14 protein-coding genes are annotated in these 13,540 nt (G+C 72.6%); 13 read left to right on the plus strand and 1 reads right to left on the minus strand.

Features of this window, described 5'->3' with window-relative positions:
- On the minus strand, positions 1-210 hold a 210-nt coding region (locus D6689_21285), incomplete at its 3' end, for a hypothetical protein (GenBank protein RMH37117.1).
- 302 nt (positions 211-512) lie between these two features.
- Between D6689_21285 and D6689_21290 the strand changes: the two genes are divergently transcribed.
- The 13 genes from D6689_21290 to D6689_21350 form a co-directional block, all read left to right on the plus strand.
- Positions 513-1,385, plus strand: coding sequence for a hypothetical protein (locus D6689_21290; protein RMH37118.1), 873 nt, complete (start codon positions 513-515; stop codon positions 1,383-1,385).
- 245 nt (positions 1,386-1,630) lie between these two features.
- Entirely contained in the window at positions 1,631-2,530 is a 900-nt protein-coding gene (locus D6689_21295) for an alpha/beta hydrolase (GenBank protein ID RMH37119.1), read from the plus strand.
- On the plus strand, positions 2,287-4,257 hold the full coding sequence (locus D6689_21300; protein ID RMH37120.1) for a serine/threonine protein kinase: 1,971 nt from the start codon (positions 2,287-2,289) through the stop codon (positions 4,255-4,257). Before D6689_21295 ends, D6689_21300 begins: the two co-directional genes overlap by 244 nt.
- Before the next feature lie 61 nt (positions 4,258-4,318).
- Positions 4,319-5,800 carry a HAMP domain-containing protein gene (locus D6689_21305; GenBank protein RMH37121.1) on the plus strand — a complete coding sequence of 494 codons (1,482 nt, stop codon included), beginning with the start codon at positions 4,319-4,321 and terminating at the stop codon, positions 5,798-5,800.
- A gap of 8 nt (positions 5,801-5,808) precedes the next feature.
- Complete coding sequence (locus D6689_21310) at positions 5,809-7,032, plus strand: DUF1343 domain-containing protein (protein RMH37122.1); 1,224 nt, start codon at positions 5,809-5,811, stop codon at positions 7,030-7,032.
- Between the two features lie 39 nt (positions 7,033-7,071).
- Positions 7,072-7,641: a nicotinate-nicotinamide nucleotide adenylyltransferase gene (locus D6689_21315; GenBank protein ID RMH37123.1), complete on the plus strand. Its 570-nt coding sequence runs from the start codon at positions 7,072-7,074 to the stop codon at positions 7,639-7,641.
- 28 nt (positions 7,642-7,669) lie between these two features.
- A complete protein-coding gene (locus D6689_21320) occupies positions 7,670-8,620 on the plus strand; it encodes a DUF2520 domain-containing protein (protein RMH37124.1) in 951 nt (316 codons plus the stop codon).
- A gap of 124 nt (positions 8,621-8,744) precedes the next feature.
- Positions 8,745-9,329, plus strand: a complete 585-nt coding sequence (locus D6689_21325; protein ID RMH37125.1) for a hypothetical protein — start codon at positions 8,745-8,747, stop codon at positions 9,327-9,329.
- Between the two features lie 79 nt (positions 9,330-9,408).
- A complete protein-coding gene (locus tag D6689_21330) occupies positions 9,409-10,254 on the plus strand; it encodes a hypothetical protein (protein RMH37126.1) in 846 nt (281 codons plus the stop codon).
- Positions 10,254-12,116 carry a hypothetical protein gene (locus D6689_21335; GenBank protein ID RMH37127.1) on the plus strand — a complete coding sequence of 621 codons (1,863 nt, stop codon included), beginning with the start codon at positions 10,254-10,256 and terminating at the stop codon, positions 12,114-12,116. The genes D6689_21330 and D6689_21335 overlap by 1 nt, the downstream gene beginning before the upstream one ends.
- On the plus strand, positions 12,113-12,517 hold the full coding sequence (locus tag D6689_21340; GenBank protein RMH37128.1) for a (2Fe-2S) ferredoxin domain-containing protein: 405 nt from the start codon (positions 12,113-12,115) through the stop codon (positions 12,515-12,517). The genes D6689_21335 and D6689_21340 overlap by 4 nt, the downstream gene beginning before the upstream one ends.
- Complete coding sequence (locus tag D6689_21345; protein RMH37129.1) at positions 12,518-13,099, plus strand: hypothetical protein; 582 nt, start codon at positions 12,518-12,520, stop codon at positions 13,097-13,099.
- Between the two features lie 113 nt (positions 13,100-13,212).
- A partial coding sequence (locus tag D6689_21350; protein ID RMH37130.1) for a hypothetical protein occupies positions 13,213-13,540 on the plus strand: 328 nt, incomplete at its 3' end.

Below are 13,540 nucleotides of genomic sequence, written 5' to 3' on the forward strand. Positions count from 1 at the left end.
ATCCTGGCGGGGATCGGGCGCGGCTGGCGCGGCCCCGGGCGGAGGCACGGGCGCCGGTGCGGGCGCGGCCCCGAGCGGCGGCGGCACCGACCCCGACGCCGGGCGCGGTTTGGCGGCGGGACCGCCCTTCTTGAGGCCGAGGCGCGCCTTCAGATCGCTGATGTCGCGCGCACCGGGCTTTTTCGGAGACTGGCTCAAGGGTACCTCCATGCTCACTGCTGCCCCCGTCGTTAATACTTGTGGTTTCCGTTCACGTCAAGGATTCCAAGTGCCTGGACGCCCCTGACGGCCGGCCGCCGGCCCGGAGCGCGGCACGCGGCGAAGTGTTGCACGACGGGCACGGGCGCTGTGAAGAGGTGGCTACTATCGGCCGCTATCAGAGCCGCGGGGCGATGCAGTTGGCCGAAATCGTTGAACTGCGGCCGTGCGGTGACACTGGCCCATGTCATGCTTACCAAAGACGTAGATCCCGCGCGCTCCGGCGCGCGTCGTTGCCTCGACAGGAGAATCCCATGACCCTTCGCCGCCACGTCCTCGTCGCCGCCGTGGCCGGCGCGCTGGCCTCGCCCATCGCGCCCGCGGTCGTCGCAGGCGTACCCGCCGCCCACGCCGGAGGCATCCGCGTTCATGCGCGCGCGAGCGCGCACGTGCGCATCGGTGGCCGCGTCCGCGTCGGCTTCGGCCCGCGCGTGCGCGTCCGCCCGCGCGTCCGCGTGCGCGTCCGCCCGCGGCCTCGCCGCGTGCACGTTCATCCGGTGCCGGTCGTCTGGGGGGCGTACGTCGGCTACCGCTTCGCGAGTCCGCCGCCGCCGTACGCCTACGACTGCCCCGTGCCGACGTATTATCCCGCGCCGCCCCCGGCGCCGGCACCGGTCGTCGCGGCCCGCGTCGCCCCGCCGCCGCTGCCGCGGTTCGGGCTCGGCGTGTCCGTGGGGCGGTTCGAAGCCGAGGGGGGGCGCGATGCCGACGACGTCGGCGTGTTCGCCCGCGCCCGGCTCACCGACGCGGTGGAGTTCGAACTCGAGGCGTCGAAGGCGGAACACGACGACGGGCTCCGCCTCGACCGCCGCCTGGGCGCCGGCGTGTACGCGGACCTCGCCCCGCACGCCCGGTGGGCGCCGTTTCTGCTCGGCGCGGCCGGCTTCCAGAAGTCCGAGGGCAGCGGCGGCGCGTGGACGTCGGAGCGCGCGTACGCCGAGGTCGGCGGCGGGTTGCGCTGGCGCATCTCGCGCGCGTTCACCGTCGCGCTCGATCTGCGCGCCGGGCGCAGCCAGGACATGAACGAGCCGAACGAAGGCGAGGTGCGGCCGCTCATCGCGGTGCCGGCCGTGCCGGACGACGAGGTCTACACGCGGGCCGCGCTCAAGGGCATCGCGTACTTTTAACCCGCAGGAGCGCGTCGCGTCGCCGTACGGGATTGCGATGCACGTCTGGCTGCCGGCGAGGCGGGCTGCCACCACCCGGGTGAGCGCGCGCCGCGGAGGGCCGGCGCCGGTCGCGGCGCGCTGGGCGCTACGGCCGTAGTCGTCCGGCGCGTTCGCGCGCGGTGCACCGGCCGCGCGATCGAGCCGGCGCGACGCGCACGGCGGGCGCGCGGCGCACCAGCTGCCTGTTACACTGGCACCACTGCATGGTGCCGGGGATCGAGCAGCGCTACTTCACCGCGCCCGACGGTACGCGCATCGGCTACCAGGTGCGCGGTGCGGGGCCCGCGGTCGTGCTCGCCAACGGGCTCGGCGGGATCTACAAGGCGTTCGTCCACGTGTACGACGCACTCGGGACCGAGTACCGCGTCCTGTGCTGGGACTACCGCGGCCTCGCGACCTCGCAGCGGCCGCGCGATCTGTCCACCCTGAGCGTCGGCCATCAGGTAGAGGATCTACTCGGCATTCTCGACGCCGAAGGCATCGACCGCGCGGTGTGCGTGGGCTGGTCGATGGGCGTGCAGGTCGCGTTCGAGCTGGTCCGCCGCGCGGCCGGCCGCGTCGCCGGCATCGTTGCGATCAACGGCACCTGCGGGCGTCCGTTCGACAGTGCGCTGTCGTCGCGTGCGATGCGCTACGTCATCCCGCAGCTTCTGCGCGCGATTCGCGCCCAGCGCGCGCTCGTCGGCGCGGCGACGCGGCGCGCGGTCGACTGGGACGGCGCGGTGCCGCTGCTGCAACGGGCGGGGCTGGTGTCGCGCAGCCTCGACGTCGATGCGTTCCGCGCGGTCGCGGCGACGTTCCGCGACGTGGACTGGGACGTGTACACCCGGCTGATGGAGCGGCTCGGTGAGCACGATGCGTGCGACGTGCTGCCGTCCGTCCGCGTGCCGGTGTTGATCATCACGGGCGATCGCGACGTGCTCACCCCCGTGTCCACCGCGGAGCGCATCCACCGCGCGGTGCGCGGGTCGCGACTGGTCGTGATCGAGGGCGGGACGCATTACACGCCGGTCGAATACCCGTCGATCATCCAGGACGAGCTTCGCCGGTTTCTGCAACGCGTCGGCGGCTGGGAGCCGGCGGCGCGCGAGGGAGCGGACTGACCGTGGCCAACGTCTGCGAGCACTGCGGCGCCGAACATCTCGATACGGACGTCAAGTGTTCCCAGTGCGGCAGGCCGCTGATGTCGACCGGCGTGCACCGAATGATCGGCAGCGTTGTGCTCGATCAGTACGAGGTGACCGGCGTGCTCGGCCAGGGCGGCATGAGCGTGGTCTACCAGGCGCGCCATCGGCTTACCGACCAGCAGGTGGCGCTCAAGATCCTGCCGCGCGAGCTGGCCGCCCATCTCCAGGTCAAGAGTCGCTTTCTCGAGGAGGCGCGCGCGCTCGCGCAGCTCGATCACCCGAACATCGTGCACTTGTACACGTTCGGTGAAAACGACGGCTGCCTCGTGCTCGCGATGCAGTACGTGCGCGGCAAGACGTGGGAGCAACTCATCGTGGAGCAGGACCGCATGGCGTGGCGGGATGCGACGCGCATCGCGATCGACGTGCTCAAGGCGCTCGAGTACGCGCACGGCCAGGGGGTTGTCCACCGCGACATGAAGCCGTCGAACGTGCTCGTGCGCGAGGACAACGGCGCCGCGACCGTCATGGACTTCGGGATCGCGAAGATGGCGACGTCGACCCGACTGACCGCGACCGGGCAGACGATGGGGACGGTGCGCTACATGTCGCCCGAGCAGGTCCGCGGCAAACCGGTCGATGCGACGACGGACATCTACTCGCTCGGGGTCACGCTGTACGAGGCGATCGTCGGCGACACGCCGTTCGACGGCGAGACGCACTTCGAGATCATGACCAAGCACCTCAACGAGCCGCCGCCGCCGCCGAGCCAGCACGGCGTCGACTTGCCGGACGCGCTCGAGCGCGTGATCCTCACGGCGCTCGCGAAGCGGAAAGAGGATCGGTTCCCGACGGCGTTCGTGTTTCGCAAGGCGCTCGAGGCGGTGCTCGAGGGCCGGCCGGTCACCCGGGACGCGGCGCCGCCCGGCGGCCCACCGGCCGTCGAGCGCGGGCGCGCCGTGGCCCCGGCGCGCGGCCCCGCCGCGGTCACCGCGCCGTTCGCTCCCGGCACGCCGGTGTCGGGGATCGCATCGACGCTCGAGCCCGCGGTGGCCGCGGGGGATGCCGCGCTGCGCCGCGGCACCGGCTGGTTGTGGCTCGCGGTCGCGATCGTCGTCGCGGCCGGCGGCGCGGCGGCCTACTGGCTGTCGCGCGCGCCGGGGGCCGCGCCCGCCGCCGCCGACGCCACCGCCGCCGCCGACGCCGCCCCGGCCGGACCGCCAGCGCCCTACCGCGTGCCGGGCCTCGTGTTCGCCGTCGACCAGCCGTACGAGGCCGACCGGATGCGCGTTCTGTCGGTGCGCCGGCGCGACCCGGAGCCGATCGCGGAGGCCGTGCGCGTCGCGCGCGAGCGCTTCCTGTCGTTTTTGCGGGAGCGCGGCGCGGACGCCGGGGTGGCGCCCGGCTTCGTCAACGTCGTCGTCGTTCCGAGCCACGTGATCTGCGACCGGCGCCTGTACGAGAGCGACGCGGCGTTCGACGGGTGCGAGAAGCGGGCGTCGCACTACCGCGCGCACGAGCGCACGCTGTACGTGGCCGAGGGCGACCGCATGCTCGATTTGCACCTGCCGAGCGAGATCGCGCTGCAGATGTGTCTCGACGCCGGCGAAGGAGCGCCCTGCGTCGATGAACTGCCGGCCTACGAGCGGTACCTGTACGCCGGCGCGCGGGACGAGAAACCGAAAAAGAAGGGGAGGCGGTGATTTGACAGCCGCTCCCCGCAGCTTCGATAATCAGCGCGCGTCTTACTCCTAAGGAGGAAGCATGTCTCGGGCGGTTATTGGGGGGATCGTTGCCGTCATCATCGCGGCCCTCACCGCAGTCGCGTACCTGGCCACGACCTCGAAACTCGAAGCGGGAATCGTTGACGACGTGCAGAGCCGCGTGCTCAACGCGCAGGACCTGCTCGTGCAGAATGCGTCGCTGGAGGGCCTCGGCCTGCTCAAGCGTGCGGAAGTGCTCGCGCGCGACGACGAGTACCTCGCGGCGCTGAACATGGACGCACCGTTCGACCGCGAGAACACGGCCAACGCACAATTCCGCCGGTTCCTCGCGTCGCTCGACGAGGGCGAGCCGCGGCCGGACTTTCTCGCGCTGGTCGACAAGACGGGGGATCTGGTCGCGCTGCTCGACGTGGCGCGCCCGCCGCCCGACTCGTGGAAGGACAAGGACGGCAACCTGCTGTATCCAGCGGTCAAAGTCGCCCTCGAACAGCGCACCACCGTCTCAGACGTGTGGAACTACACCCAACTCAAGCAGATGATGAAGGTCGGCGTCGCGCCGATCATCGACGACGTGGACGAGGTCGCCGGCGCGATCGTCATCGCGTACGCGCTCACGGCCAAGGAGGCGCGCCTGCAACGGGGGCTGCTCGGCCTCGACGTGGCGTACTTTTACGGCGACACGGTGCATGCGACGAGCTTCGTCGACAGCACGAGCCGCGAGGACGTGGGGCGGCGAAAGCAACTGCAGGATGCGATTTTCAAGACCGGGCTGGTCGAAAAGGCGATGGAGCGCGGCGTGGCCGACGACGTGGTCCGGCTCGAACTCGGCGGCGAGCAGTACATCGCGACGGTCGGCCGGCTGCCCCGGTTCGCCAGCAAGAAACTGCCCGCGGACTACCCGCCTTACCGCGCGGGCGCCGTCGTGCTGATGTCGCTCACCAAGGAGCTGGCGCCGCTCGGCGCGGTGAGGACGGCGATCGGCCTGCTCGGAGTGGGCGCGATCCTGGTCGCGATCGTGGCAATCGTCTTGACTGCCCGCAGCATCCTCGCGCCGCTCGATCAGATCGAGCTCGGCATCAACGAGATCATCAACGGAAACACCGACAAGACGTTCAGCCCGGCCGGGTCGGACCTCGACGGGCTGGCGAACGCGCTCAACGTGATGCTGGCGCGGCTGCTCGGTCGGCCCGAGCCGGGCGACGAACAGTACGACGAAAACGGCAACGTCGTGACGGCGGGCGGCATGGCGTTCGACACCGAGGGGCTCGACGTCAAGGATGCCGAGGCGCTGCAACTGGCGGCCGAACCGGAGCCCGACTATTACAAGCGCATCTACGCCGAATACGTCGAGGCGCGCAAGGCGGCGGGCGACAGCGTCGACGGCGTCACGTACGAGGGGTTCGTCGCCAAGTTGCGGCTCACCGAGGCCAACTTGAAGAAGAAGTACAACTCGCGCGCCGTACGGTTCCGCGTCGTCACGAAAGACGGCAAGGTGACGCTCAAACCCGTGCCGATCGCGTAGCGATCAACATGGCGGCGCCCAAGCGTCACGCGTCGGGCCGCGCGCGGCGGGCCGTGCGGGCCGGCGCGGTGCGGACGGGCCTCGAAGTGCTGCTGGCGGACGACGCGCGCGGGCTGCGCGGCCGCCGCGTCGGCTTGCTCGCCAACCCGACGGCGGTCGACGGCCGGTTTCGCCACGCGGTCGACGCGTTGGCCGCGTGCGGCGTGGATCTGCGCGCCCTGTTCGGCCCCGAGCACGGCCTGCGCGGCGACGCGCAAGACATGGTGCCGGTCGACGGCGCGGTCGACGCGCGCACCGGGCTGCCAGTCTACAGCTTGTACGGGCCGACCGAGGCCTCGCTCGAGCCGACCGGCGAGCAACTCGCCGGGATCGACGTGCTCGTCTACGACATCCAGGACGTGGGCGCGCGCTACTACACGTACGTGTGGACGCTGGTGTGCGCGATGCGCGCGTGCGCTCGCGCCGGCGTGGCGGTCGTCGTGCTCGACCGGCCGAATCCGCTCGGCGGCGTCGAGGTCGAGGGCGGCGCCGTCGCCGACGGCTATCGGTCGTTCGTCGGCATGGCATCGATCCCGAACCGCCACGGCCTCACCGCCGGTGAGTTGGCGCGCTGGGCCAACGAGGTCGAGGGGATCGGGTGCGAGCTGGAGGTCGTGCGGATGGAGGGCTGGCGGCGAGAGCTTCACTACCCGGACACGGGGTTGGCGTGGGTCATGCCGTCGCCGAACATGCCGACGTACGACACCGCGCTGGTGTATCCGGGCATGTGCCTGATCGAGGGGACGGAGCTTTCCGAGGGCCGCGGCACCACGCGCCCGTTCGAGATCGTGGGCGCGCCGTTCGTCGACGGCTACGCGCTGGCGGACGCGCTGGCCGATCTGCCGGGCGTCGTCGCGCGCCCGTTGGTCTTCACGCCGACGTTCCACAAACATGCGGGCGCGCGCTGCGGTGGCGTGCAACTTCACGTCACGGACCGGGACGCGTTTCGCCCGTACCTCACGGGCGTAGCGGTGCTGCGCGCGGTGAGGCACCTGTGGCCCGACCAGTTCGCATGGCGCCGGCGGCCGTACGAGTTCGTCGCGGATCGCCCGGCGATCGACCTGCTCACCGGGGGCCCGGAGATCCGCACGCTGATCGACGCCGGCGCGTCGCTCGACGACCTGGCGGCGACGTGGCGGGGCGCCGAGGTCGCGTTTCGCGCGGCGCGCGGCGCGTGCTTGCTGTACGACTGACCGCGCCGTCTTCGCGCCGGAGTGTGGTAAGGCAGGCGCATGGCGCTGCGCTCGCGTGTGCCGAGGCCCCGGGTGGCGGCGGTGTTCGGCGGCAGTTTCAACCCGCCGCACGTCGCCCACCAGATGGTGTGCCTGTACGTGCTCGAGACCGCCCCCGTCGACGTCGTGTGGATGATTCCGTGTTGGCGGCACCCGTTTCACAAGCCGCTGGCGCCGTTCGACGACCGCCTCGCGATGTGCCGGCTGGCGGCGGCGCCGTTCGGCGATCGCGTCGCGGTCGACGACGTCGAGCGCACGCTCGGCGGGGAGGCGAGTCGCACGCTCGACACGCTGCGGGCGCTGCGCGCACGCCACCCGGACACGGATCTGCGGTTGGTGATCGGCTCCGACGTGCTCGGCGAAACGGACAAGTGGTACCGGTGGGAGGAGGTCGCCGCCCTTGCGCCGCCGCTGGTCGTGCCGCGCGGCGGATACGCCGGCGGCTTCGCGCTGCCGGCCGTGTCGTCGACCGAGGTTCGCGCGCGGATCGCCGCGGGCGGCGACGGGCTGCCGCTGGTGTCGCGCCAGATCGCGGCGTACATCCGACAGCACGGACTGTACCGCTCGTGATACAAGGGGCCGCCGGGCGGACTGTTGGATGATTACTCCGAGCACATTCGTGATAGGCGCCGGGCCGGTCGCCACCGCGCTCGCCGGCGCGCTTCGACTCGGCGGCGTGCCGGTGCTCGGGCTGTGGGCCCGCCGGCCCGAGCAGGCCCGGGCAGCCGGCGCGACCGCCGGCGTCGCGGCGTATTCCGCGGCGCCGCCGGATCTGCTGCTCGAGGCCGACGTCGTGCTCGTCGCGGTGCGGGACGACGCGATCTCGGACGTGGCGCGCATGCTCGTCGGCACCGGCCTGGTGACCCGCAAGCACGTGCTCATCCACTGCTCGGGGGCCATCTCGGCGGAGGACGCGTTCGCCAGCGTACGCGACGCGGTCGGCGGGGTGGCGGCGATGCACCCGCTGCGGGCCATCGCGGACGGCCGCGAGGCGATGCGCGCGCTGCGCGGCACGGTGTTCGGCATCGAGGGCGACCCGGTCGGCATCGCGGCCGCCCGAGCGCTGGTCGCCGCACTCGGCGGAACGCCGCTGGAACTGGCCGGCGCGCAGATGGCGAGCTATCACGCGGCCGCCGCGATCGCGTCCAACTTCCTCGTGGCGTTGCTCGACGTGGCGGCGGAGGTCATGGCGGCGGCCGGCGTCGACCGGACCGCGGCGCTCGCGGCGTTGATTCCGCTGGCGCGGGGCACGCTCGACAACCTCGCCGCCCGCGGGGTGCCGGACGCGCTCACTGGGCCGATTCGGCGCGGCGATCGCACCACGGTGGCGCGCCACCTCGAGGCGGTCGGCGCGCTGGGCGGCGATGCGGCCGCGCTGTACCGCGCGCTCGGGCTCCGGTGCGCGGCGATCGCGCGCCGCGCGGGCGCGCCGGCGGCGGCGCTCGCGGCGATCGAGGCGTTGCTCGGCCGCGGGGCCGGCGGCGACGCGGCGTCGGCCGCGGGCGGGGCCGGCGGCGATGCGGCGGCCGACGGCGCGGCCCGCCCGTGACCGGCCGACGGCGGGGCCAGGACCGCCCGGCGGGCCGGCGCGGCCAGGACCGGCCAGCGGGTCGCGGTTGAACCCGGTGAAGTTCCGGCCTACAGTGCGCGTCTACCGACAACTGGGAGGTCCTGTGTCGCGCTCGCTGGTCGCCGTGTTCGCCCTGGTCGTGTCCGCATCGCTGTTCGCCTCGGTGGGAGCCGTCCCCGCCGTCGCGAAGAAGTCCAAGCGCGGGGCGCGCGGACCGGAGAAGGTGTTCGCCGGCAAGGTGCTGTTTTCGAAAAAGCGGTTTCCGACGGCGGCCGGCAGCGCGCGCGCGTACATCGCAAAGCTCAAGAAGCAGCGCACGGACAAGTTCTGGGAAGACAAGAAGACCAAGTCCTGGAAGGTCTACTACGCGGCGTTCTTCCGGCGTCCGCTCAACGATCTCGAGATCACCGTGAAGCTGTGGGACGTGTCGTCCGGGCGCAAGCAGCTGATCACGTCGCTCGAGCAGTACCTCGACCGCCGCGGGGAGCGCGCGATCATCAGCTCGATCGAACTCGAGCGGAAATTCTTCGGAGTCAACAAGAAGATTCTGATGACGGTGGAGGACCACCGCGGCCGCGAGTACGCGTCCGGCAGTTTCCGCATTCTCGGGGAGGCCGAGCGGTACACCGGCCAGGTGTCCTTCACCGAAGACGAGACCAAGGGCGACATTCAGTACGACAGCGAGTGACGCCGCCGCGGCGGCGGGTCGCGCATTGATCCCGGCCGCCAAATGCGCTAACCAAGCCGCCAAACCGAGGGGAAGGACGATGGCTCACACGGTTCGGATCGCGGCGGCAGCGGCCGCGCTGTGCCTCGCGGCGCAGGCGGCACCCGCTCGGGCACAGAAGAAGGCGCCGGCGCGCCGGCCTGCGGATCCCGCGGCGAGCGCGCGCATCGACCTGGCGGCGGCGCGCGCGGCGCTGAGCGCTGCCGATGTCGACGCCGCGGCTGCTGCGGCCGCGCGGCTCGGCCAGGTGCGGGACCCCCGCGCGCTGGACGCGCTGCTCGACGCGCTCGCCGCGGGCGTGCACCCGGCCGTCGCCGAGGCGGCGCTGGCGGCGATTGCGCGCCACGCGGCGCCGCGCTCGGTCGACGTCGTGCGCCACTACGCCCGCCACCGTTCGCCGCGCGTGCGCGCCGCGGCCGTGGCGGCGCTGGGCGCCGTCGATGACGCACGCGCGGCCGCCGCCGTGTTGGCGGCGCTGCGCGACGGTCACGCCGACGTGCGCGCGGCGGCGGCCAAGGTGGTCGCCGCGCGGCGGCTGCGCGCCGGCATCGAGCCGCTGTTGGCCTTGCTGCGCAAGGGGGACGAGGCCGCCGCGGACGCGCTCGCGACCCTGGCCGACCCGGAGCTGGCCCGCGCGGTGGCCGAGCAGCTCGGCGCGGCTCCCGACGCGGTGCTCGCGCGGTGCCTCGGCGCGATCCTGATGCGGCCCGACTTCAAGCCGGAGGCGGCGCGCGTCGAGGTCGTGCGCGCGCTCGGCAAGATCGCCGGCACGGAGGCGATCGAGCAGCTCACCACCTACATCGCATCGACCCCCGAGAAGCCGCCGCGGCTGTCGCGGCGCGAGGCCGAGGCGATCGTCGAGCAGCGGCTCGCGGAGGGGCAGTGATGCGCGCACGGTGGACCGTCGCCGCGGGGATCGCCGCGCTCGCGGCGTGTGGCGGCGGGACGAAGTTCGGGCTCAGCGCCGCCGACAATCGGCCGGAGCAGCTTCGCGCGGCGCTCGCCCGCGCGAAACCGCCGCCGGCGGGCCGGCCGCTGAACGCCGCGGGCAAGCACGTCGCGTACGTCGTGAGCGGCGCGCAGCAGCACACGGTGCTCACCGCCGTCGACCTCGACGCCGGCGACGCGGTGTGGACGTACGACGGCCCGGTGCGGTCGCGCGTCGTGCCCGGCAGGGCGTTCGTCGCGTTATTCGACGGCGACGCGATCCGCGCGGTCGACGCCGCGACCGGTCAGCCGCGGTGGCGCGCGCCGATCGGCGCCGGCACGTTCCTCGGCATCGCCGCCGACGCCGACCGGGCGTACTACGTCGTCAAGCGCGGGCCGGCGACCTGGGCGCTCGTCGCGGTCGACGGCGTGACCGGCGAGGCCTTGTGGGAGGCACCCGCGCCGGGACAGCTCGGTGCGCCTGCCGCGTGGGGTGGGCTCGTGTTCAGCCCGTTCCTCAAACAGTGGCTGGTCGTGCTCGACGCCGCGACCGGAGAGGAGCTCGCTCGCATTCGCGGCCTCGAACAGGAGATCGCGTTCGTGCGCAGCACGAGCGACCGCGTCTACTTCGGCTCGAAGGACGGCGTGTTCGTGGTCGACGAGCGGGCGGCGACCGGCAAGCCGGCGACGGCGACCTACGGGCGCGCCGCGTTGCCGAAGGCGTTCGTGCGGTCGTTTTACTACTGGGACGCGTTCGACCCGGTCCAGGCCAACTACTCGGCCTACGACCGCAACCGGATCCTGTGGCGGGGCGAACCGGCCGGCGGCGCTCTGCGGTTCTCCGGCGATCGGGTGATCGTGCACACGTTCCGTTTCTTCTTCGGCTTCGATCCGACGTCCGGTGCGCTCGCGTGGGCGTACAGCCACCCGAGGTTCGACGCGGTGGCCTCCGATCATCTCGGTTCGGTGGTCGCGTTCGTCGCGCAGGACGGCATCGGCGCGCTCGACCCGGCCACCGGCGCGATGCGGGCGCGCGTGCCGCTGCACGTGGCCGGCAGCGTGCGCGGCGCGACCTTCGATGCCGACGGCTGGTCGCCCGCCGGCGAGGGGGAGCCGCCGGACACGCGCAAGGCGCTCGCGGCGATCGCCGCCGACCGCGATGCCCGGTTCCTCGACGTCAAGCTGTTCGCGCTGGAGGCGCTCGGCCAGCTGCGCGGCGCGGACGTGGCGACCGACCTGCTCGCGCTCATTCGCGACCCGAAGACGTCGCCGCAGGTCTACACGAAGGCGGCGCAGGTGCTCGTCGCGCGCAAGGATCCGTCGGCGCTGGGGCCGTTGCTGCAGGTGCTGCGCGAGCGGTACGACTACATCGCGGGGACGCGTCCGGTGGCGGTCGGCGTCGCGGCGCGGGCGATCGCCCAGCTGGGCGATCTGCGCGCGGTCGAGGGCATCGCACCCGGCGAGCGGGGCGCGGTGGTCGACGAGCTGGCCGCGCACCTGTTCGAGCCGCAGACGCCCGCGCCGGAGCTCGCCGATGTGGCGGCGGCGCTCGGCGCGTGCCGGCTGCCCGGCGCCGTCGCGCCGCTGCGCGCGTTTGCGCTGACGTATCGGGCGGACCCGTCGCTGTCGGACCGGGCTGGCGCGGTCGGCGCGGCGATCGACGGTCTGCTGGCGTCCGGCGGCGTCGCCGAGCGCGAACTCGTGGCGTTCATCGCGGAGGATGCGCGCACCGTGCCGGCGGTCGCGGACTACGCGGCGCGGGCACTGAGGCGCGCCGCGGGCGGCCGCGGCGCCGCGGGCGGCGGGCACGGCGCGCCGTGACCTCGCCGCCGCGCCGGTACCGCGTGCTCGTGTGCCGGGGACCGGAGTGCGGCGACCGGCGCGGGTCGATGGCGATCTATCGCGAGCTGGCGGCGCAGCTCGCGGCGTGCGGCGCCGCCGTCGACCTCGGCTGGCAGAGCTGCTTCGGGCGCTGCACGCAGGGGCCCAACGTGCTCGTTCAGGAGGTGACCGCGGCCGATCCGCCGCCGCGGGCGTTCGCGGCCCCGCCGCGCCGTGCAGTGGGCGCCACCGCGCTGTATAATCGGGTAACAATTTCCCGGGTCGCCGAGATCGTGAGGGGGCACATCGTCGGCGGACGGGTGCAGCGACAACTGATCGAGCGTCCCCCCACCGTACAGAGCGTTCCGACCGGACGTCCCGACAAAAATGGAGAGCCCTGAATGAATCGCTGGCTGGCTGTTGCGGTCGTCGGCGCGCTGGCGTCGTCGCCCGCCTGCAAACCGAAGGAAGTCATCAAGCCCGACCCCGCGACGACGGCGGAGCTGCAGGAGTGCCGCCAGAAGGTCGCGGACCAAAAGAAGCTGCTCGAACAGCAGGACAAACAGATCGCGGATCTCAAGCTCAACGCGGACGATGACGGCGTCGTCGTGACCGTGCAGGGCGATCTGCTGACGATCACGGCCGGCGCCGACAAGGGGCCTCATCGTGGAGAGCCGAAGGGCAATGCCAAAGACGAGGCCCTGTACGCCGAGTTCGTCAAGGCGGTGAAGAACGCGCGCGGCAAGATCAAGAAGTGCTATCAGAACGCGCTGAAGAAGGACTCGAAGCTGCAAGCGCGGACGGTGTCGCTGAACATCCAGGTGAACTTCTCGACCAGCGGGAGGATGACGTCGGCCAGTTTCAGCCCGCGCATCAGCGACGCGTTCGACAAGTGCCTGGAAAACGTCGCAAACGACTGGAAGCTGCCGGCGGCGCCGCGCAAGGTGGCGTTCCAGTACCGGATGTCGCTCACGCCGGAGTAGGCGGCGCTGCCGCCGATGGGCGCGGCCGGCCGTGCGCGGGCCCGTCGCGTCGGATATGATCGGCGCACCGCCGGCGCCGGGGCCGTGCGGCCACCGCGGGGACGCGCGCACCGATGAAGCCGAAGAAAGTCGTCAAGGAGCTAGAGCGCCAGCTCCGCCGCGACCCCGACAACCTCGTGTTGCGGCTTCGGCTCGCCGCGGCGTTGCGCGAGGTCGGCCGCACCGACGAGGCGGTCGCGCTGTACCGCAGCGTGGCGCTCACGTACCGAGACAGCGGCCGGCTGCAGCAGGCGATTGCCGTATGCAAGAGCGCGCTCGAGATCGAGCCTGGGAATCGCGAGATGCACGGGCTGCTCGCCGACCTCGACGGTGCGGTGCGGCGCGCGGCGCCGGCGGACGATGCGCCCGGGCCGGCCGCGCGTTCCGTGCGCGTCGTCGAGC

It is taken from the genome of Deltaproteobacteria bacterium, from assembly GCA_003696105.1.
Lineage (GTDB): Bacteria > Myxococcota_A > Polyangia > Haliangiales > J016 > J016.

Excerpts from the sequence above, each read along its gene's own strand:
- D6689_21345 (RMH37129.1), top strand. The coding sequence starts at position 12,518 with ATGAATCGCTGGCTGGCTGTTGCGGTCGTCGGCGCGCTGGCGTCGTCG.
- D6689_21315 (RMH37123.1), top strand. The coding sequence starts at position 7,072 with ATGGCGCTGCGCTCGCGTGTGCCGAGGCCCCGGGTGGCGGCGGTGTTC.
- D6689_21305 (RMH37121.1), top strand. The coding sequence starts at position 4,319 with ATGTCTCGGGCGGTTATTGGGGGGATCGTTGCCGTCATCATCGCGGCC.
- D6689_21320 (RMH37124.1), top strand. The coding sequence starts at position 7,670 with ATGATTACTCCGAGCACATTCGTGATAGGCGCCGGGCCGGTCGCCACC.
- D6689_21330 (RMH37126.1), top strand. The coding sequence starts at position 9,409 with ATGGCTCACACGGTTCGGATCGCGGCGGCAGCGGCCGCGCTGTGCCTC.
- D6689_21295 (RMH37119.1), top strand. The coding sequence starts at position 1,631 with ATGGTGCCGGGGATCGAGCAGCGCTACTTCACCGCGCCCGACGGTACG.
- D6689_21335 (RMH37127.1), top strand. The coding sequence starts at position 10,254 with ATGCGCGCACGGTGGACCGTCGCCGCGGGGATCGCCGCGCTCGCGGCG.
- D6689_21310 (RMH37122.1), top strand. The coding sequence starts at position 5,809 with ATGGCGGCGCCCAAGCGTCACGCGTCGGGCCGCGCGCGGCGGGCCGTG.
- D6689_21290 (RMH37118.1), top strand. The coding sequence starts at position 513 with ATGACCCTTCGCCGCCACGTCCTCGTCGCCGCCGTGGCCGGCGCGCTG.